The organism is Synechocystis sp. FACHB-908 (assembly GCF_014698595.1).
Taxonomy (GTDB): Bacteria; Cyanobacteriota; Cyanobacteriia; order Cyanobacteriales; family Microcystaceae; genus Synechocystis.
Genome location: NZ_JACJTH010000029.1, coordinates 55,746 through 76,697 on the forward strand (window position 1 = coordinate 55,746; position 20,952 = coordinate 76,697).

A 20,952-nucleotide genomic window follows, 5' to 3' on the forward strand; every position below is an offset into this window, starting at 1 on the left:
TTCCGCTCTGTCCCGAACCCGCAATTCATGGCCGTGCTTTTTGGGAATCCATCAAAGCATAGGGCGCCATGACCAATGGTATTGGGGAAAGCCGCCATAAAGCTTAAATTCCCCCATCATCGAAAACTCAAACTCAACATTTGTGTCCCTGATGGAAAAAAGAAAGAGATTGGCTATTTACTAGAGCCCTGGCCAAAGCGCCACTGGATACCGGCAGAGAAACGGGTGCCAGGCTCCGCTATCAATTCTCCTAAATCAAGCTGACTGGTGGCATTGGTGCCCATTAAATCGATCGCCAAGTTTTCCAGGGGGAATAGTCTTAAACCAGCAGACCATACTAGTCTTTCCCCGGTGACGATGGGGGTAATTTCAGCAATCAATTGTATGACAGGGGAAATTTGATAATTTGCCCCCAATCCCAATCCCACAGGAGTTTTGCCACCGGTTATTGCAGCCTTGGGAGAAAAGAGCAAAGCTAATTGATTATTGACTTCATACATAAAAGGAAATTCAAGCATAAAATATCCCTGTTCTTCTTCACTAATATCGCGACCACCAGTTAAACGGCCACTAATTGACAGGGGATCGCCATCGGCTTGGTTTAAAAATGCAAGCTTGCCCCCTAGGCGCCATTGGGTAGCGGTTCCCTGGGATGAGTCTATGACCGACTTGGTATCAAAACCGCCAATGTAGGAGAGCAGTAACTCCATTTGGAAATTTTGCAAGACGCTATAAAAGATCCCGCCGCCGATACTGCCCCCGGTATCCGCTGTAAACCTTACGCCGAAATCATCGGTGGGAAAAACATAGGGAGTAGTTAGCGTAAACCAGTCAAACAATAATCTTTTTTGCCGGTCGTTATAGTCAACATGATAAATTTCTTTGGCAAGGGGAGCTATCTTAAACTGGGCTCCCAATAGAATTTCATTGGCGGCGGTGGGCAAAGTTAAGATGCCAGTGGCCGGGGTGCCCCCAAAGGAGTTAGTTAAGCTCAACTCAAAACCGACGGCTTTACTAAAGGCGTAATTAGCGCCGACAGACCAAATGGGGGTTTTGGATATTTCCCTAGATGTGTTGATAGAATTACCGCCGGATAAGGGAACTACGGTATTGCCAAAAAGGGAAAGTTGCTCGGAAACGCGCCAATTTGCTCCCAATCCGACGCTAAAGACCGTGCCGTAAAAGGGAATGCTATTGAGACTATCAGAAAAAATATTAACTGCCGGCGTAAAAGTAACCTGAAACTGTTCGCTCAAGTTATAGGAAATGGGGAGTTGTACAGTTCCCGCAACAGTTCTACTCAAGGTGGGGGAATTAGCATTATTAAATAGTCCAGGACCACTGTAAATTTGGAATTGTTCAATGGAGCCTAAAACGCTGATACCCCAATTTTCATCGCTGTAAATGTTGTATTTTAAGTTAGGACCAGTTGATTGATATAACTGCTCGATAAAAGCTCCATTAACGGCATTGTAGGTGGGGTCGTCGTTGTACATGAAAGACCAGCCTATTTGGAGGTCGTTAGTGAGTCCCCAATCAGCGTAGATAAAATAGGTTTGATTGCCCATGCCTGGCCCACCAAAGGTTTGGGTTTGGCCAAACGCGCCCAATACCTGTCCTTGCAAAAGCTGGTTAGCGGTGGGCAGGTTTAATATTCTTAAGGGTTGACGCAATAAAGGTGTGGTAATTTCAGATTCTTCTGGGGGAGATTCTTCTACCACTTCCTCTTGGACAAATTCAACAGTATCCAGAGTTTCGGTTTCTGTGACTTCGACTTCTGTTACTTCTATTTGATCAGTTTGAACTACTGCCAATTTTTCTTGATTACTATCATTTTCTCTCTGGGTTTCTAGAACGTTTACAGTACTTTCTTCGGAAGAAATTGTTGGCTCAATGGGGCCAGTAATAATGTCGAGGCCATTGGTTTGGTTAAGGTCAGAAGATTCTTCTGTAATCCCATTCTGGGCAGATTCAGTAGTGGTTGTCTCCACACTTGTTTCTTCTACCCTTGCTCCGTCGATCGCCGTTGTTTGGGAAAGTATCAAAGTTTCTTCAGGAGATAATTCCCCCTGACTGACCTCATCCTTAATTTCTAAGGTTTCCGCTGTGTTGGCGATCGCCGTGGGAGCTAGGAGTAAACCTTGGTTATGGGAGCGGACAGTCCAACTTTGTTCCTGGGCATTAAGACTAACTTCCACCACACCCCGGTCTAATTGTTTAATTCTGAGGCGACGTTTCATCAGAGTGCCATCGGGGCCAGCATTATCTTGATTAATGGGGATGGAATCGGCTAATTTCACCCCTTCTACCACCAGAGCTAAACGATTGGTGCGGGAATCTAGGGTCAACTCAGCGGCGGTTTGTTGCCCGTTAATGTGCAAAATTACGTTATCAACGGTGAGGGTAACGGCTTGGAGAACGGCAAAATTATCCTCCTCTGCTTCGACCATTAAAATGGAACGACCACCGGATCGACTGGGGCGTTGGCTAACTAGGGTTGCAGGGGAAAAGGAAATAGTAGAACTGTAATCATTGTTTTGAGTGAAGACAGGGGAAATTTTTTGATTGGGAAATGGGGGATCAGCCAAAGCCGACGGAGAACTGATACCATGGTGATCCGTGTTACTGCTCCAGGCCCCAAGCACTAACCATGCTCCTAGAAGACCAAGCATCTGGGCCGGCTTTTTGAAAGTCATGCGGTTGTTCCTCACTCAAAACTCACACCAATTAGAAGACATAATATCCCTATTCTTTCAAATACGCATTAACTTTAATTTAAGTTCGGAATACTTAATTTTCCCCTTTTCTCTAAACTTATTCAACGGCGATCACCACAAAGCCACGGATTTCTCTTCACTTATTCTCAATTTTTTGCCTTTAAATTTTTTATGTCCCTTCCCATCGTCGCCATTATCGGCCGCCCCAATGTGGGTAAATCCACCTTCGTTAATCGTTTAGCCGGCAACCAACAAGCCATTGTCCATGATCAACCCGGCATCACGAGGGACCGTACCTATCGTCCAGCTTTTTGGCGAGACCGAGACTTCCAAGTGGTGGATACGGGGGGGTTAGTGTTCAACGATGACAGCGAATTTTTACCCGAAATTCGAGAACAGGCTAACCTAGCTCTAGCGGAAGCGAAGGCAGCTATTTTTGTGGTAGACGGCCAACAGGGGCCCACTGCCAGCGATGAAGAGATTGCCCAATGGCTCCGGCAACAATCCGTTCCGGTCATTTTGGCGGTGAATAAGTGTGAATCCCCCGACCAAGGTGCTATCCAGGCGGCGGAATTTTGGCATTTGGGGCTGGGGGAACCCTATCCCATGTCGGCCATCCACGGCAGTGGTACGGGCGATTTACTTGATGCCCTGTTGGAATATTTGCCCGCCCCCCAAGAGGAGCCGGAAGAAGATGAGATCAAAGTGGCGATCGTTGGTCGTCCCAATGTGGGTAAATCCAGCTTGCTCAACGCATTAACCGGGGAACAACGGGCTATTGTCAGCCCCATTTCCGGCACTACTAGGGATGCCATCGATATGGTGGTGGAGCGCAACGGGCAGAAATATCGCTTAATTGATACGGCAGGCATTCGGCGGAAAAAGAATGTGGACTATGGCGCCGAATTTTTTGGCATTAACCGGGCTTTTAAGGCCATTCGCCGGGCCGATGTGGTGTTATTTGTACTAGATGTTTTGGATGGGGTAACGGAGCAGGATTTGAAATTGGCGGGGCGCATCATTGAAGATGGCCGAGCAGTGGTGCTGGTGATAAATAAATGGGATGCGGTGGAAAAAGATTCCTACACCATCTACGAGCACAGGGAACAGTTAATGGCTAGGCTTTATTTTATGGATTGGGCCGAAATGATTTTTGTCAGTGCCCAAACCGGCCTAAGGGTGCAAAAAATCCTTGATTGTGTGGATATTGCCGCCCAGGAACATCGCCGTCGGGTCACCACCGCTGTAATCAATGAAGTGTTGGAAGAAGCCGTTAGTTGGCATTCTCCCCCCACCACTCGCCAAGGTAAACAGGGCAAAATTTATTACGGAACCCAGGTTTCGACCCAACCACCGGCGATCGCCTTATTTGTTAATGATCCCAACCGGTTTAACGATAATTACCGCCGTTACATTGAAAAGCAATTCCGTAAACAACTGGGCTTTTTTGGCTCCCCCATTCGATTATTCTGGCGGGGTAAAAAAGTGAGGGAAATGGAGGGTAGTCGCAACCGGGCTACCAAAGTCTAAAACTTAAAACAGTTGACAATTTACAGGGATACCTAACAATTGTCATTGTTGGATCACAGGAATCTTTAAGAGCGTGTTTGGAAAGTTTTATTCCGCCCCCTAAATTTCCTCACTGAAGCTCCGACAATACTGGGGGACTTTCACTCAGTTTTCCCTTAAATTTGGGGGGTCGGGGGGCTTTTAAAACACTCTCTAATGTCACCGAAGAAAGTATTGACAAAATTAGGTATTGTCCCCAATTAGTCCTCTAAAGCTCTGATCATACTGGGGGAATTGTGTGCAACTTTTCGCCAACCGCTGCCAGTTCCCAGAGGATAACTGGGGTACTAAGCTCCACCATTATCTTGATTTTGCCACGTACTACGCCAGGCTAATTCTGCCTTGGCCGTCACCTGCTGCCGCTCTAACTGACGATATTGTTTTTCCAGTTTATTTAAATCCTTGAGATAGGTGTGAATTTGTTTGCGAATTAATCCCAGATTAACGTCAGCAAATTCCAGATCCTTGAGCCGCAAATTCAGGGCTGTCAAACGACTAATTTGTCCCCGTTTTGACCGGTGAATCAATTCCTCTAGGGCCTCTGGAGAAAGATCTTCATCGTCATCATCATCGTTTTCCGTATCATCCTCCCCTTGGTCAGTAGGCGGTGGGGAGACATTGTCCGACTCGGGTTTTTGAGCTTTTTCGATCAATAAATTGACCACGTGGGGCATTTTTTCTCGGTTGGGGGCTAGCCGGTCATCCTCCGACTGTAGGGCCATTTCTAGAATATGGAGGGGCAGATTGGGAGGAATAATTTTACTAGCAGTGAGCAAACGGTTAATGTTCATCGACAGGGCTACCACACTACGGTGCAGGACTTTTTCCACCTGTAAATGCCATTTTTGTAAATCCTCAGGAGTTTTAATCACGGTCGGTACTTTGGCTTCCGTAGACCCCATCCCCTGGGGCAATAGCATTTCTAGGGATAGGCCTTCTTTCTGTAGGGCTTGACTGAGAAAGTCTTTGATTTCCTGTAAGTCCGGAATATTGCTATCTTCGGGTTTTTCCTCCTCTGGAACCTCTCCATCGCTCCCCAATAGGATCAATTCTTCCGTTTCCTCTGGGGTGTTCTCTGGTTCCTCCACAATCTGTTCCTGGCGGGAAGAGTCCAGAAAAATTCCTTCTTTTTCCAAGTTTGCTAGCAGTTGCTCATAAAATTTGGCGATCGCCGTGCGTAATTGGGTCTGAAATTTATGACGGGGATTGTAATCTAGCTGGAGAAAAGCATCGGGATAAATTTGGGTACAAATCTGATAGACGGCATAGACCCCCTGCTGTTGGAGAATCTGTCCCAGACGCTGGGCATACTGGTCATAGGTGGCGGCAAAGTGATGCCCCAGAATGGCCGTTTGATTTTCGATCTGAGTTAACTGCTCACGGATTTTAGGGATGGAACGGGTCATGGGCACTAGTCTAACAACAGGGCGAGGCAATAGGACTAGATTTTATCCCAGCGACCCAACAGATCAGGTCGTGTAATCCGCATTGATCCGGACATAGTCATAGCTCAAATCACAGCCCCAAGCGGTTCCTTGCCCCGAACCAGTACCTAGATCCACCTGAATTAGTACTGTGTCCTGTTCTAGATAAGCGCCAGAAGCGGCCTGCTTGAGGTAGTTGCTCGCTCCAGGGCGATCAAATTCTAGGGGTTGGCCCTGGTCCATAAGTACGTAGTTGCCCAATTTAATCAGTAGATTATTTTGGTCAAATTTAACTCCAGCTCGCCCCGCTGCCCCGGCAATGCGTCCCCAGTTGGGATCCCGACCAAATACGGCGGATTTAACTAGGGAAGAACCGGCAATGGTTCTGGCCACGGCCCTGGCAGATTGATCATCCGGGGCCCCAGTGACTTGAATTTCCATCAAACAGGTAGCCCCTTCCCCATCCCTGGCGATCGCCTTGGCCAAATGTTGGCACACAGCAGTGAGCATGGCTTCCAGCTTCTCGGCGTTGGGGCCCATTTCCGTAATGGCGGCGGTGCGGGATTCCCCATTGGCTAGGGCAAAGAGACTATCATTGGTGCTGGTGTCCCCGTCCACAGTCACCTGGTTAAAGGTTTTTTGGGTGGCCCGACTGAGCATCTGCTGCCAGAGGGCGGTGGAAACCGCCGCATCACAGGTGACAAAAGCTAGCATGGTGGCCATGTTGGGGTGAATCATGCCAGAGCCCTTGGCAATGCCCCCCATCCTCACCGGGCGACCATCAATTTCTGTTTCCAGGGCGATGGTTTTAGGCACCAAATCCGTGGTCATAATGGCCCTCGCCGCCTTATCGCCGCCATTGGGGGCAAGGGATTGAATTAATGGGGTAATGCCCTGGCGTAACTGCTCCATTTTGATGCGTTGGCCAATGACACCAGTGGAAGCGAGCAGAATACTTTCGGGGGAAATGTTTAGCCCCTGGGCCAGCAGTTGGGCCGACTCCACCGCATCGTCCCAGCCCTGTTTGCCCGTGCCGGCATTGGCTTGGCCAGAGTTCACCAAAATAGCCCTAGCGCTGGCCTTAGCCTGTAACCTTTGGCGACAATAGTCCACACAGGCTGCCCGCACCTGACTGGTGGTAAAAACTCCCGCGGCGATCGCCTCAGTTTCGGAGTAAATCAGGCTTAAATCGGGGGAACCGGACGGTTTTAGTCCCGCCGTGATGCCTGCCGCCTTAAAACCTTTGGGGGCGGTGATGTTGCCCTCAATTACCTGCCAGTCAGCCATAGGAAAAGCCTGCCACATTCTCAAACTCAGAGGCCAATCATAGCAGTTCTGCTCGGGGTTAATTATTGGTCCTTCAACCCCGGTCAGGAATTGCTGATTTTCGCCTTTGTCCCTTGGCGATGGGATTAATAACCCAACAATTGACGAATTTCTGTCGCCCTTTCTGATTCTCCCTGGCGATCAAGCAAATTAATTGCCTGGATCATGTCTTCCAAGGATTCCTCCACTTCCCCCTGTTCCGACCGGATACCGGCCCGGAGAATAAACGCATCAGCATTGTAAGGATTGAGGCGAATGGTGCGATTTAAATCAGCCAAGGCCCGTTCGTAATTGTTCACCATGGCATAGGCTAGCCCGCGAAAATAATGGGCTTCCTCAGAACGGGGATCAAGCTCTATGGCTCGGTCAAAATCGGGAATGGCCTGGCGTGGTTGTTCTAACCCCAATTGGGCTTGACCACGACAGATTAAAAGATCTACATCCTGGGGATCAAGCAAGATTCCCTGGCTACAGTCATCGATCGCCCCTTGGTAATTATTGAGTACTCCGTGGACGTTAGCCCGATTGAAATAGATGGCTGGGTCCTTAGGGTTTAGGGCAATGGCCTGGTCAAAGTCCGCCAGGGCATCGGTGTACTGTTCGATCACCATATAGGCTACCCCCCGCAAATTATAGGCATCGGCATTCTGGTCATCGGTGTCGATTACCTGGGTAAAAATGGCGATCGCCTTGAGGGGAGAACCACTTTCCAGTTCATCGAACCCCTCTAGCAACTTTTGTTCTATGGCGGCGGCAGAATTTTGTTCCTGGGCAATGAAAGGAGGGGTAAGGGCCGCCTGACTGGGTAAAACTCCCCCTAGGCCAGGGCCGAAAGTGCAGAAACCAACGGTGGCGATCGCCGTTAAGAAAGGAAAAATGGGACGGGGGAAACAAATCATGGCAGGCAACACTGGGCGGGGAAGAAAAAATGCCTTCTTTATTTAATGATGGTTTAAAGAATGAAATTAATCCCGCTTTTTATTAACAACGTAAGGATTTTTAACAAATTTTCACAGTTATCGGCCGCAGTAAAAAAATAACCGACTCCCGGGGGACAAAATTGGCTTTTTGCCCAGTCGTGCTATGTTGTGTTGTTGTCTGAAAACTGAGCCATTGCGCACCGCCATCCATCACATAGTTAATAGTTTAATTGTATGATTGCCCATCGCCGTCAGGAGTTAGCCCAGCAATATTACCAGGCTTTACACCAGGACGTATTGCCCTTTTGGGAAAAATATTCCCTCGATCGCCAGGGGGGCGGTTACTTTACCTGCTTAGACCGTAAAGGCCAGGTTTTTGACACAGATAAATTCATTTGGTTACAAAACCGTCAGGTATGGCAGTTTGCCGTTTTCTACAACCGTTTGGAACCAAAACCCCAATGGTTAGAAATTGCCCGCCATGGTGCTGATTTTTTAGCTCGCCACGGCCGAGATCAAGACGGTAATTGGTATTTTGCTTTGGATCAGGAAGGCAAACCCCTGCGTCAACCCTATAACGTTTTTTCCGATTGCTTCGCCGCCATGGCCTTTAGTCAATATGCCTTAGCCAGTGGGGCGCAGGAAGCTAAAGCCATTGCCCTGCAGGCCTACAATAACGTCCTACGCCGTCAGCACAATCCCAAAGGTCAATACGAGAAGTCCTATCCAGGTACTAGACCCCTCAAATCCCTGGCGGTGCCGATGATTTTAGCCAACCTCACCCTGGAGATGGAATGGTTATTACCGCCTACTACCGTGGAAGAGGTGTTGGCCCAAACCGTCAGAGAAGTGATGACGGATTTCCTCGACCCAGAAATAGGATTAATGCGGGAAGCGGTGACCCCCACAGGAGAATTTGTTGATAGTTTTGAAGGGCGGTTGCTCAACCCAGGACACGGCATTGAAGCCATGTGGTTCATGATGGACATTGCCCAACGCTCCGGCGATCGCCAGTTACAGGAGCAAGCCATTGCAGTGGTGTTGAACACCCTGGAATATGCCTGGGATGAAGAATTTGGTGGCATATTTTATTTCCTTGATCGCCAGGGCCACCCTCCCCAACAACTGGAATGGGACCAAAAGCTCTGGTGGGTACATTTGGAAACCCTGGTTGCCCTAGCCAAGGGCCACCAAGCCACTGGCCAAGAAAAATGTTGGCAATGGTTTGAGCGGGTCCATGATTACGCCTGGAGTCATTTCGCCGATCCTGAGTATGGGGAATGGTTTGGCTACCTGAATCGCCGGGGAGAGGTGTTACTCAACCTAAAAGGGGGGAAATGGAAAGGGTGCTTCCACGTGCCCCGAGCTCTGTGGCTCTGTGCGGAAACTCTCCAACTTCCGGTTAGTTAATCGTTCTTCCATAGCTAAGGGAACTACTCCTCCCTGATAGGGCAAGGAAAGCAAATCCCCGTTTATGAAGGTTAGATTTAGTCAGCAATGGAGTTAAACTTCACCGCTGACGTGGACAATTACTTCCCGTTGATGGGGCCGTTGCCGATGCTCCCAGAGAAAAACTCCTTGCCAGGTTCCCAAGCCTAAACGACCATTGACAATGGGAATGTGCTCACTGGTCTTGGTTAAGGCAGACCGGATATGGGCAGGCATATCGTCCAAACCCTCTGTGCTATGGCGGTAACGACGACCATCCTCTGGCACCAATTGGGCAAAGAAAATGGCCAGATCCGTCAACACATCGGGGTCAGCATTTTCTTGGATAATTAACGAGGCGGAAGTATGGCGTACAAATACGGTGCAAAGTCCTGTTTTAACGCCGGAATGTTGCACCACTGCCTGAATTTTGCTGTTGAAATTATGGAGACTTTTGCCCTGGGTGGCAATGACTAAAATCTCTTGATGTTGACGAAAAGTAGCGGCAGAGGAGATCATTTTATTAGCTGAAAATATAGAGTAAATTTGAGGTTAGATTTAGGTAAATTAGGATTATTCTAAGTAAATTGAGTAAGTAGCCACAAGCATAGCTAATTTAATCGCAGGCAAGAAAGTAGTTACAAAGCTTTGCTAGAAATTAATTTTTGTCTAATTGCTTCCGCCATCGTTAAGCTAAACTGCCGTATTGAATCAGAGCCAGGCCTACGGAGATCAGTTAGAACGCTTTTGTTGACTGCGGCTTTCCTGCCAGGTATTGCCAATACCCTGGATAATGCCTTTCCCCACCAGCCCGATCGCCCGGCCAACCACTTGGGTTAGCAAAAATACCAGACCGTTGCCCACAAATTCAATCACCGATCTGACACGGGGAGAAAGAGCGTCGCGACATTCCAGGACGATGGTGACAAACCAAGGTACTGCCCTTAGTTGGGTTAATTCCTGTTGCCGAGGAGCATAAACCTGGGTGGTCACAATCCCGGCGGGGGTGAGATACAACAGGGTATGTTGACTTTCAAAAATTTGTTTGGGATTAAGCCAGTAACGGCTAAATTGATAGTACCAAGCTAGATCATTACGGAACCGGGCTACTTGCCGAGAAGAAAGCATGGAGTATTCATAAAGGGCAAGTTTAATGGCTTCATGGTCAGCAAAATAGTTCAAAATGAAAACCATGGTGCTGTTAGCCAATTGAATAACTAAATTCTGGGCGTATAGGTCACTATATTGTTGCGCTTCCGTGGAGCCTAAGGGGTATGCCTTTTGATTTACCACCAGGGGCTCGCCAAAAAGAAGATGGTGAAACAGGGGCACAACAAAGGGAATTTTAACCAATTTTTCCCGGCAAATAATGGGCTGGTAGACTTCCAATAAAGACTGGATTTGCTCAAGGCTAAACTCGCTTTTGGGCTGACAGTATTTACCAAAAAAGGTCAGGCTTAAAGACCGCCACATTTCCGCCACAATGGATAGGCAATTTTCTGGCAACTGGGCTGGGGTAATCCGTAGAGCTTTGAGTTCGTTAATGGTGGTTTCCAGTTGTTGTTGCCCCAAGGAAAGAAGTTCCTGACGTTTAAGGGGTTGGAGAATGTCCAACTCCAGGGGGATGGCGGTAAGGTTTTCCACCTGTAGGGGCATTTGTTGGAGAATTTGTCCCAGGGCAGTGAGGTTGCTGGGGGGACGCAGAGTAATGGTCCTAACTCCAGAACGGCGGGGACTGGGGGGAGAAGGGGGCAAGACGGTGGTGGTGGCAGTCAGGATATTAGTCGCTTTATGCCAGGTTTTGAGGCGCTGGGGCAATAAATTCCGCACTAACCACTGGGCAAATTTCAGTTCTCTTTCTCTGCCCCGCCAAAATAGTCGGTCAAAGTCCGATAGGGATGGTACCTGTAAACTCTTCTGGACTTGTTGGAGGCTTTGTTCAATTTGTCCTAATCCGTCCCGGAACAGGGGCCAGATCAACTTTTCCCACAGGCTCAGGGGGGGCGCATTGACGGTTTGCAAACTAGGCCAGCAGGTTTGCCCAAAATGAACCTGTTTTAAGCCCGTTACCAAGTCGGCGATCGCCGTTCCTTTGGGAAAGTAGGCCGCAATGCCCTGGGTTTTGGCCGCCAGTAGTTGATCGTATTCCAAACTAGCGGTGAGCAAGCAAATTTTGACCTGGGGGTAAGCACTGCTCAATTGCCGTAGGAGGGGCCAGGCAGATTGGGAGCGGCGGGGAAACTGGGGGTCGATCAATAAAATACTGGGAGCTAGGGTTTCTAGCTGTTGCCGCAGATCGTCCAGGGTTTCTCCTTCCCCCAACACTTGCACACCGGTCTCCCTCCCCAGCACGGTGATCAATCCCAGGCGAAACACGGGATCCTCATCAACAATGACAATGGTTAAGGGAGATTCACTCACGGCAATGGTGGGGCCACAACACCGCCCATTCTAGAACGTTAACTGACTAACACATACCATTGAATTAAATTTGAATTAAATTGCCTCAGCCCTGGGCAAATAGGGGAGGACAGGGATTGGTGGGAGTTAAGTTGACCCGACTGCCCACCGGAATTACCGTTTGCAAAGAAGTACGGGCATGAATCTGTCGACCGGCCGGGGTTTCCAAGCAGTAGCGGTATTCCCGGCCCAAAAATTGGCGATCGCGGATGACCACTGGGCCATCACTGGCGGGGCTCAGTTCAATTTCCTCTTCCCTCAACATTAGTTCCCCCACTGAGGGCAATTCAGGCTGAATGCCTTGGAAAGTTAAAGGCCATTGGCCAAACTCCGTGGCCCAAAGTGTTCCCTGTCGCTGGGCCGGAACAAAATTGGCCTGGGTAACAAATTCCGCCACAAAACGGGAAGCAGGCGATCGATAAATTTCCTCTGGGGTGCCGATTTGCTCCAAGTTCCCCCGATACATCACCCCAATGCGATCGGAAATGGCCATGGCTTCTTCCTGATCGTGGGTGACAAAAATAGCGGCCGTACCGGTGGCTTTGAGGATATGGCGGATTTCATGGCGTAACCTTTGGCGCACTTGCACATCCAGATTACTGAGGGGTTCATCCAACAAAATTAGGTTAGGTTTAGGGGCCAAAGCCCGGGCCAGGGCAATGCGTTGTTGTTGACCACCGGATAGTTCGTGGGGATAGCGTTTTTCCAGTCCCGTTAATCCCACCAAATGGAGCACCTCTGCCACCCGCCCTTGGATTTGTTGACGGTTCAATTTTTGGGATTTATGGCGCAGGCCAAAGGCGATATTGTCGGTAATGGTGAGGTGAGGAAACAGGGCGTAATCCTGAAAGACCATGCCTGTTTGACGCTGTTCTGGGGGAGTGAGTCCATTTTCCCCAGAAACACAATCCCCCTCCAAATGAACGGTGCCACTGGTGGGGGTTTCAAAGCCTGCAATGATTCTCAACAAAGTTGTCTTGCCACAACCCGATGGTCCTAATAGTCCCAGAATTTCCCCTGGCGCTAGATTAAAGTTGATTTTCTGGAGTACTGGGGTGGATTGCCCCCGGAAGCTTTTGCCTAAGTCCTGTACCGTTAAAACAGAGTCTTCTATGGAAAGGCGGGCAACGGGAGAAAATTGGGCGACTGTCATAGGAACCAGGGGCAAAAAAGCAGCAACAATAGTGGGAGGACTGATCCCGTTTAAAACTCAGACCTGATTCAGATCTAAACTGTTTAAAGCAAGTATTTAAACGGTACTTTAAATAAGAATTATTTGCAAGAGTTAAGGTTAACATATGATTTCAGCCGACCTCAATCCCCACTCTGTCCCTTGGTGGATTCTTGCTCCCCAGGGCACTGAAGCTCAGGCGATCGCCAAGGGGTTGGGAAAAACTGACCAGATATATTTGCAGGCGATGCCAGTGGGGGCCACAGCGGTGCAATCTTTTTTGGCAAATCTGGCCCAAACCTGGGCGAAAAGTGAAAAGCCCCAAGGTTTATTGGTGATGGGGGTGACTGGGAGTTTATCTGCTGATTACGGCATTGGCCAGGCCCTTTGGGTAGAGCAATGTCAATATTGGGAGAGTGGGAACCATGGTCAGCGACAAGAATACGTTGGCGATCGTCGTTTGATGGACCGGGTTAACCATTTACTGGGGCCAGAGTGGCAGATTCCCGCAGTGAGAGGCATTACCGTGTCGGAGGTGGTTTGTCGGGGGGAGGAAAAAGAACTGTTGGGAAAAAAATCCGGTGCCCAGGTGGTGGATATGGAAAATACAGCGGTGTTGGCTTTTGGGGAAGCAAAACAAATTCCTGTGGCCATTTTGCGGGTGGTGAGCGACACCATGACCCAGGATTTACCGGATCTCAACGGAGTTTTTACTGAGCAGGGGGCTTTGCAACCCTTACCCTTAGCTAAAGCTTTATTGCGCCGTCCCTTGGCCGCAGGTCATTTAATCCAAGGTTCCCTAAAGGCCTGTGCCCAGTTAACGGCGATCGCCCAGAGTTTGAGTGGGGCACTGGGGAAATAGGGAAAATCCCCCGCTGATGGGATTGTGGCAAAATGCTAGGGAAGCAATTGTTGTAGGGCGGGCCTTGCTATGGACTTGATGCGGTCTTTACCCATCGGCTTGTATTTGGAAAATCCGGTGACTTGGTTGCACCGCCTTGATCCCAGGGTAAAACTAGCTTGGCTAATGAGTTTTTTGTTAGCCCCAGTGTTGGCCAACGCTATTTGGCGCCTTGGCATTGTCATTTTTCTAATTCTATTAACCTTTGCAGTCCGTATTCCCTGGCGGGTATGGAAGCAACAAATGGGCTTACTGGTATTTTTTTCTGGCCTAATTTTCCTGTTAACTACCTTTAGTCCCGACGGTTTCACTGTGTTAGAACAACCCCGATCGCCTACCAGTGAAATTGTGGTATCCCCGACCTCATACCAGTACGTTTTATTTGAATGGGGCAGATTATTAGTTACTCGCCGCTCTTTGGAGTTGGGAATTCGCATTAGCACTTTGATTTTTACCCTGGTTTATAGCACCAATTTATATTTGCTCACCACTGCCCCGGAGGAAATTACCGCTGGACTAGAAGAATTAATGGCTCCCCTACGGCGCTTTAAATTACCCATTACAGAAATCACCTTAATTTTGACCCTTGCTTTACGATTTATCCCCTTGGTGATGGAAGAAATTCAAAATCTATTCCGTTCCATTCGCACTAGGGCCATTAATTGGAAAAAACTGGGCATTAAACGGAGCGCTCAAATCTGGATTTTAGTGGTGGAAAGATTACTAGAAAACCTTTTATTGCGGGCAGAACAAATGGCGATCGCCATGGAAGTGCGGGGCTTCACCACTCCCAACGAGCATCAAGTTCAGTGGCATCAATTGCGCATTGTTCGGGCGGATTGGTTGGTGCTGGGAACTTTGATTTTATTTTGGGGGGCTCGGATCCTGTGGGGAGGCATGGCCTGATGGAACTCCAACCCTGGCATTGGTGTTGTTTGCCCCTAGAAGGCCGCACGGGCAGTGAAATTTTTAGTCAATTATTTGGTCATCAAGGCATCGCCACCCTACTAGAAAGTCCCTATCCTGCTTCACCGGATCATCCCCATTTAGGCCGTTATTCCCTCTGTGCCGGCCAACCGAGAAAGGGTAGGTTATGGACTCCTAAGCCGGAAGAGATTTTTAGCTTTTTAAACCAACTTTGCCCATGTAATCATGATGTAAATTTGACAAAAAATATTCCTGAACATTTACCTTTCCATGGCGGTTGGTTAGGCTGGTTAGGTTACGACACTGCTTGGGCAATTGAAAAATTACCTTATTCAAAAGCTGATGATTTACCTTTTCCGGTGGCCTATTGGTACGAGCCTGAAAATTTTGTAATTTTAGATCATCAAGAGCAATTATTATGGTTAGCTACTACCGACCAGGAGAAAATTAAGTTTTTTCAAACTCAGTTAGCAGATAAAATCAACTCAGTTTCATCGCCTCAAGTGCCTCCCTTAAATTTGACCTATACCACTGACCAAGATCAGTACGAAACCATGGTCAATCAAGCGAAACAATATATTAAAGCCGGAGATATTTTTCAAGCTAATTTAACACTACGTTTCATTGCTAAAACTGAGCAAAAGCTTAACAGTTGGCAGGTCTATCAACATCTACAAACTATCAATCCTTCTCCTTTCGCTAGTTACTGGCGATCGCCGTGGGGAGATGTGGTTAGTTGTTCTCCGGAAAGATTAGTTAAGTTAGAAGGCAATGTGGCCCAAACTAGACCCATTGCTGGCACTAGGGCAAGGGGCAAAAATCTGGCGGAGGATGAACAATTATTGCAGGAGTTGCTGGTTAACACCAAAGAGTTGGCAGAACATATCATGTTGGTGGATTTAGAACGCAATGACCTCGGCCGGGTCTGTACCTGGGGAACGGTGGAAGTAGATGAATTATTGGCGATCGAGCGCTATAGCCATGTGTCCCATTTAGTTAGTAATGTAAAAGGCATTTTACAACCAGATAAAACCGGAGTAGATTTGGTCAAAGCTTTGTTTCCCGGTGGCACCATTACCGGCTGTCCCAAAATACGTTGTTTAGAAATTATTGAAGAATTAGAACCAGTGCGGCGGAGTTTGTTTTACGGTTCCTGTGGCTACTGGGATCAACGGGGGAACTTAGATTTAAATATTCTCATTCGCACCCTGTTATTCACCTCTGGACAAGTGACAGGACAAGTGGGAGCCGGCATTGTGGCAGACAGTGATCCCGCCAAGGAATGGTTAGAATCATTGCAAAAAGCCAAAGCTTTATTGGCGGCATTGGAGGGACTATAAAAAATATGGGATTTTTCAAAGGCTTTACTTATCCACTCCGCACATTCAAAATTCTACGTGAAAGTCCAGGCTTATTAGTTTATATTATTATTCCTTTAATTATTAATATTAGCTTAGGTATTTTACTTTATTGGCAACTATTAAATCTAGGTAATGATAGCGTCGATATACTGCGTAATTATGCCCACGATTGGATTGAAATTTTAAACCGACGCATTCCCAAAGTACTGCCCTACATCTTGCCGGTGCTAAAATTTATCTTTTTTCTTTATATCTGGCTAATACGCTTACTATTGCTAGTTATTGCGGGATTTTTACTTTCCCAGGTGGGAGGATTATTAGGTTCTCCTTGGTATAGCATCTTGTCAGAAAAGCTGGAAACAAAACTCCTAGGTAAATTAGCCATTCAGGAAGTGGGATTGTTACAGGACATCAAACGAGCTTTAGCCTTTGAATTGAAAAAAATAGTTTTATTAATTACTTTTACCATCATCGGTTTTGCCACCAACCTTCTGCCTGCATTTGGTACTCCCCTAGCTGCAGTAGTGGGCATTAGCTCCACATCTTTATTAACTTGCCTAGATTTTTTTGACCCTCCCCTCGAACGCCGTCGTCTCAAATTTCGTCGTAAGTTACTATTGATTTTTCAATCTCTCCCCCTGAGCGCTGGCTTTGCCCTAGCAAGTTTAGTTTGGGTCAGCATTCCTCTGGTTAATTTAGTAACTATTCCTTTTTGTGTGACCGCTGGTACCTTATTTTTCTGCGAAGAAATTTACCCCCGGTTTTTCCAAGTCCAAGAAGAAATGGAGGCGGAGGTAAACAAGGGGGCGAATTAAATATTTATTTGCTAGTTCTTCTAGCTGATTTGATCATGATTTACCTAAGGAAAAAGAGTCCTTAAATTGCCCGAGAAAACATCTGTTGTTTGGATTTATTTTGTAGGTAAGTATCAAACACAGCGGCAATATTACGAATTAAAATTCGCCCCCGGGGGGTAACTTCCAAGCCATCCCCCAACCGACGGAGTAAACCATCCGCTTCCAGGACATCCAGGGCCGATAATTCCTTAGCAAAATAGTCGTTAAAATCACAGTCAAAGCCCAAATTATATTTGCTTTCTAATTCCTGGGCAGAGAGTTTAAATTGACACATTAATTCCTTGATTACAGTGCGACGAATTAAATCATCTTGACTTAGTTTAAACCCTTTTTCTATAGGCATTACTTCTCGGTCTAGGGCATTATAAAAAGCTTTTAATGTTTTATGATTTTGGGCATATACATCTTGCAACATACTGATGGAAGTGATGCCAAAACCCAATAAATCAGACTCCGGTTGGGTAGTGTAACCCTGGAAGTTACGGTGTAATTCTCCCCGCCGTTGGGCGATCGCCAACTCGTCATCGGGTTTGGCAAAATGGTCCATGCCGATAAATACATAGCCTTGCTCGGTAAGGTCTGCAATGGTAGCTTGCATAATTTTCAACTTTTCCTCCGCTGGAGGAAGGGCTGATTCGGGCATTTTCTTTTGTACTGGCTTGAGCCAAGGCACATAGGCAAAATTAAACACGGCAATGCGGTCAGGATTAAGCTGAGCTGTTTTGCGTAAGGTTTCCCTGAATGTTGCTAGGTTTTGATGGGGCAAGCCATAAATTAAATCCACATTAACGCTGTCAAAATTAGCTTGACGAATCCAATCCATTACCTGAAACAACATTGCTTCCGGTTGAATACGATTAACTGCCTGTTGCACTTGGCTATTAAAGTCTTGGATTCCAAAACTAATGCGATTAAAACCTAGTTGACGTAGGGCAAAAATATAATCCTTATCAACATAACATGGGTTAATTTCAATGGAAATTTCAGCATTTTCTGCCAATGGAAAAGCATCAGTAATAGTATTGAATAAAAATTCTGCTTGTTCCAGGGTTAAATAATTGGGGGTGCCCCCCCCCCAATGGAGTTGTTGCACCGGTCTTTGTTGATCAACTAAAGGAGCCACTAGGGCAATTTGCTTGGCTACTGCCTTTAGATAGGGGTCCACCGCTGGTTTGTGCTGGGTGATGATGGTATTACAACCGCAAAAATAACAAGCTTTAGCACAGAAAGGAATGTGACAATAAAGGGACAAGGGCGTTTTTTTGTAGTTGCCCAGGTTAATAGCTGTCTGAAAATCACTAGGATCAAATTCTTTGTTTAGCTCTGTGGCAGGGGGATAGCTAGTGTAGCGGGGAATGCCTTGATTGTATTTGTTTAATAACTCAGCGCTAAACTCAACAGTAGGAAATGTGGTGGTCATAAATTTAGATACTATCAGGATTATTTAAATGAATTTTTATCGAAGTATTTAGAGAATTTTACAACTGTTTTCATCGCTGGGAAAATATTTTGCAAATTCTCTTGAATTAACTGAATATTGAGTTGCCAAAATCAAGCAATAGTAAAAATATTGACAACTTAACTCACATTTGATTGTTTTTTATCTAGATTGTGTCTACATAAAATTGCAAAAGAGAGTATTAAATTGAAATAAACACTCTCTTAATTTTCCCGTTTAACCTATTCACCTACCATTAGGGTGATGGGATGACCAGCGGTACTGCGAGCCTCAGTACTGCCTGGACGATCCTGGCGAGTTAACAAGTCAAATGTGTGCTCACCGATCGCCGCTTTGATCAGGTCTTCGAGGTCATGCATAACTTCCCGATTGAGGGAAAAAGCATAATTGGCTTCTTCAACAATCCGGTTTATGGTGGCTTCATCTAAGGGCAAGCTGTTCAGCACATCCCGATAAATTTCCTTGAATTGACGGCGATCGCCTGGGGTAGGCAAACTGTCAAATTCGTACATGGCCGTGCCCTCTCCCTCCGGCAATTGTAAAGCGGAACGAATAATATTTTTCAGGCTTTGACCACCGGATAAGTCCCCTAGGTAACGGGTGTAACAATGGGCAATGAGTAGTTCCGGTTCACTTGCTGCAATAGTTTTGAGGCGATCGACATAAATTTTTGCACAGGGAGTAGGCTGGATTATTTGTTGCCAATTAGGGCCGTAATAGTAGGTCAAATCTTCAGCTAATTTATCAGTGCGATTCAATTCTGGAAAATAAATTGCGCTAATAATTTCATTGTCCCGATGTTGGCGTAAAGCTGCTTCTAGGGCACTGTAAAGATAATACAAATTAGCTAATAATTGCCGAAATGGTTCCCGCTCTACAATGCCTTTTAAAAAGCATTTCATGTAGGCAGTGTTTTCTGCCAAAGTGTGGGATTGTTGGGTACCGTAGCGGAGTTTTTGTGCAAGGTTAGTCATGGTTTTACCAAAGGTAATTAGCAATAATCAGCAAACAATTGGAGTAAGTTAAAAGTTGAATAAATTAACACACCATCCCCCGACGGGCTTCGGCGTCCACTGGCTTTTGCAGGAATATACAGATCATTTGCCAAATAATCACAGCAATCCACGGTGCCTTTTGGCAGAATTTGGCCAATTTCGGGGCTTCGCTGTTGGCGATCGCCGTTAGTTTTTCGTTAGCGCTGGCACAGGCTTCTAGGCGGGGGAAAAATTTAGGATTATCCGTGTCCAAAACTTCTGGAAAAGCTCTTGCTGCCGTTGCATTGGTATTTGTCACCACATCCACGTTATATTGCTTAGCATCTAGCCCCACCGACTGATAAAAATCCGTCCGCTCAAACACGGTTAGAGTATGGGTAACAAACACCGTTAAGAGGAAAAAGCGGGACCAAAGTCGGGATTGCCAAGTTTTCCACAGGGCTGTTTGGGAACGGAGTAAAGCCTTGAAAAAATCTCCGTGGCGGTTTTCATCCTGACACCAACACTCAAAATAGTTAAATAGGGGATAAATATTGTGGTCGGGATTCTTTTCTAAATGGCGAAACATTAAAATATAACGCCAATAACCAATTTTTTCTGATAAATAAACGGTGTAAATTACCCACTCTGGCGGGAAGAAAGTATAGGTTCTTTTTTGGGTTAAATAACGCAAATCGAGGGAAAGACCAAAATCCGCCATAGCTTTGTTAATAAAACCGGCATGGCGAGCCTCATCCCTAGCCAAAAGATGAAAAGCCTCTGCTAATTTGGGACTACGATTTTTGAGACGACGGGACAACTCTTTAAATAGCAGAAAACCAGAAAATTCCGAGGTGCAGGACCGCTCTAAAAAGTCAATAAAGGCTAAACGGGTGGCCCCATCAATGTGGTCAAAACTACGCTTGAAATCATCGTTACGCACAAAATGATAACGATTGTAATCGGCTCGCAATTCCTCCAACGCCGCTTCAATTTCCTCGTCCTGGAGGGTCAACACCAGATTGGCAACTTTATCAAAATCGGTGGTGTAAAAACGGGGGGTAAGGAGAGTTTCCTTTACCGGAGCTTTAATGCCGGGGCGAATGGTTTCTAACTGAGTCGGTAGGGTAGTGGATACCATCGTTAATTAACAGGAGAATCTTAAAAGGGATAAGGATTATGGCAAAAAGCCTAAAAGAAAATCAGGGTGAAAACCCAGGGAAAATTTTTGATGTTGCCTTTCATCCTGTCCAATTCCCCGGATCCTGACAAGACAGTTTCCATTGCTACCCCATAGTTTCCAAAGGGGAAAAATTATTACCTGGCCTGGGTTTTGATTATTTGTAAAGAAATGCTAATGTCTGCAAGTTGAAGCCTCAGAGCCTATTTTAAGAACCCCCCTGGCCTCCAAATTTGGTGGAAAGCTAGATAAAATTTCCCCGGTATTCCTAGAGCTTT

The 20,952-nt window shown here is 46.7% G+C and carries 16 protein-coding genes; 6 read left to right on the forward strand and 10 right to left on the reverse strand.

The window, feature by feature from the left end; translation table 11 throughout:
• Positions 1-173 precede the first annotated feature (173 nt).
• Positions 174-2,696 (reverse strand): DUF5777 family beta-barrel protein, encoded by a 2,523-nt coding sequence (locus tag H6G46_RS10465; RefSeq protein WP_199303600.1) that lies wholly within the window; start codon positions 2,694-2,696, stop codon positions 174-176.
• A gap of 192 nt (positions 2,697-2,888) precedes the next feature.
• Between H6G46_RS10465 and der the strand changes: the two genes are divergently transcribed.
• On the forward strand, positions 2,889-4,247 hold the full coding sequence (gene der / locus H6G46_RS10470; RefSeq protein WP_010872829.1) for a ribosome biogenesis GTPase Der: 1,359 nt from the start codon (positions 2,889-2,891) through the stop codon (positions 4,245-4,247).
• A 326-nt stretch (positions 4,248-4,573) separates the two neighbouring features.
• Here der and H6G46_RS10475 read toward each other — a convergent pair whose 3' ends face one another.
• The 3 genes from H6G46_RS10475 to H6G46_RS10485 all read right to left on the reverse strand — a co-directional run bounded on the left by H6G46_RS10475 (position 4,574) and on the right by H6G46_RS10485 (position 7,935).
• Positions 4,574-5,692: a hypothetical protein gene (locus H6G46_RS10475; RefSeq protein WP_020862357.1), complete on the reverse strand. Its 1,119-nt coding sequence runs from the start codon at positions 5,690-5,692 to the stop codon at positions 4,574-4,576.
• Positions 5,693-5,755: 63 nt separating this feature from the next.
• Positions 5,756-7,015 carry a bifunctional ornithine acetyltransferase/N-acetylglutamate synthase gene (argJ, locus tag H6G46_RS10480; RefSeq protein ID WP_010872831.1) on the reverse strand — a complete coding sequence of 420 codons (1,260 nt, stop codon included), beginning with the start codon at positions 7,013-7,015 and terminating at the stop codon, positions 5,756-5,758.
• A gap of 107 nt (positions 7,016-7,122) precedes the next feature.
• Positions 7,123-7,935 carry a tetratricopeptide repeat protein gene (locus tag H6G46_RS10485; RefSeq protein WP_020862355.1) on the reverse strand — a complete coding sequence of 271 codons (813 nt, stop codon included), beginning with the start codon at positions 7,933-7,935 and terminating at the stop codon, positions 7,123-7,125.
• Between the two features lie 255 nt (positions 7,936-8,190).
• On the opposite strand from H6G46_RS10485, the gene H6G46_RS10490 reads away from it, so the two are divergent.
• Complete coding sequence (locus tag H6G46_RS10490; RefSeq protein ID WP_010872833.1) at positions 8,191-9,366, forward strand: AGE family epimerase/isomerase; 1,176 nt, start codon at positions 8,191-8,193, stop codon at positions 9,364-9,366.
• Positions 9,367-9,459: 93 nt separating this feature from the next.
• Here H6G46_RS10490 and H6G46_RS10495 read toward each other — a convergent pair whose 3' ends face one another.
• The 3 genes from H6G46_RS10495 to H6G46_RS10505 form a co-directional block, all read right to left on the reverse strand.
• Entirely contained in the window at positions 9,460-9,903 is a 444-nt protein-coding gene (locus H6G46_RS10495) for a secondary thiamine-phosphate synthase enzyme YjbQ (protein ID WP_010872834.1), read from the reverse strand.
• A 213-nt stretch (positions 9,904-10,116) separates the two neighbouring features.
• Positions 10,117-11,805, reverse strand: a complete 1,689-nt coding sequence (locus tag H6G46_RS10500; RefSeq protein WP_010872835.1) for a DUF3685 domain-containing protein — start codon at positions 11,803-11,805, stop codon at positions 10,117-10,119.
• An 85-nt stretch (positions 11,806-11,890) separates the two neighbouring features.
• Positions 11,891-12,997: an ABC transporter ATP-binding protein gene (locus H6G46_RS10505; protein ID WP_010872836.1), complete on the reverse strand. Its 1,107-nt coding sequence runs from the start codon at positions 12,995-12,997 to the stop codon at positions 11,891-11,893.
• Between the two features lie 145 nt (positions 12,998-13,142).
• Between H6G46_RS10505 and H6G46_RS10510 the strand changes: the two genes are divergently transcribed.
• The 4 genes from H6G46_RS10510 to H6G46_RS10525 all read left to right on the forward strand — a co-directional run bounded on the left by H6G46_RS10510 (position 13,143) and on the right by H6G46_RS10525 (position 17,019).
• Positions 13,143-13,877: a hypothetical protein gene (locus H6G46_RS10510; RefSeq protein WP_010872837.1), complete on the forward strand. Its 735-nt coding sequence runs from the start codon at positions 13,143-13,145 to the stop codon at positions 13,875-13,877.
• A gap of 69 nt (positions 13,878-13,946) precedes the next feature.
• Positions 13,947-14,822 (forward strand): CbiQ family ECF transporter T component, encoded by an 876-nt coding sequence (locus H6G46_RS10515; protein WP_010872838.1) that lies wholly within the window; start codon positions 13,947-13,949, stop codon positions 14,820-14,822.
• The gene (locus H6G46_RS10520) at positions 14,726-16,183 is read left to right on the forward strand and encodes an anthranilate synthase component I (protein WP_010872839.1); all 1,458 of its coding nucleotides are present in this window, start codon (positions 14,726-14,728) and stop codon (positions 16,181-16,183) included. The genes H6G46_RS10515 and H6G46_RS10520 overlap by 97 nt, the downstream gene beginning before the upstream one ends.
• A 5-nt stretch (positions 16,184-16,188) precedes the next feature.
• Positions 16,189-17,019 (forward strand): EI24 domain-containing protein, encoded by an 831-nt coding sequence (locus H6G46_RS10525; protein WP_020862353.1) that lies wholly within the window; start codon positions 16,189-16,191, stop codon positions 17,017-17,019.
• Between the two features lie 61 nt (positions 17,020-17,080).
• Here the strand turns inward: H6G46_RS10525 and hemN are convergent, their stop codons facing one another.
• The 3 genes from hemN to acsF form a co-directional block, all read right to left on the reverse strand.
• Complete coding sequence (gene hemN, locus H6G46_RS10530; RefSeq protein WP_010872841.1) at positions 17,081-18,481, reverse strand: oxygen-independent coproporphyrinogen III oxidase; 1,401 nt, start codon at positions 18,479-18,481, stop codon at positions 17,081-17,083.
• 260 nt (positions 18,482-18,741) lie between these two features.
• A complete protein-coding gene (locus H6G46_RS10535; RefSeq protein WP_010872842.1) occupies positions 18,742-19,494 on the reverse strand; it encodes a heme oxygenase (biliverdin-producing) in 753 nt (250 codons plus the stop codon).
• A 64-nt stretch (positions 19,495-19,558) separates the two neighbouring features.
• Positions 19,559-20,635: a magnesium-protoporphyrin IX monomethyl ester (oxidative) cyclase gene (acsF, locus tag H6G46_RS10540; RefSeq protein WP_010872843.1), complete on the reverse strand. Its 1,077-nt coding sequence runs from the start codon at positions 20,633-20,635 to the stop codon at positions 19,559-19,561.
• Positions 20,636-20,952 lie beyond the last annotated feature (317 nt).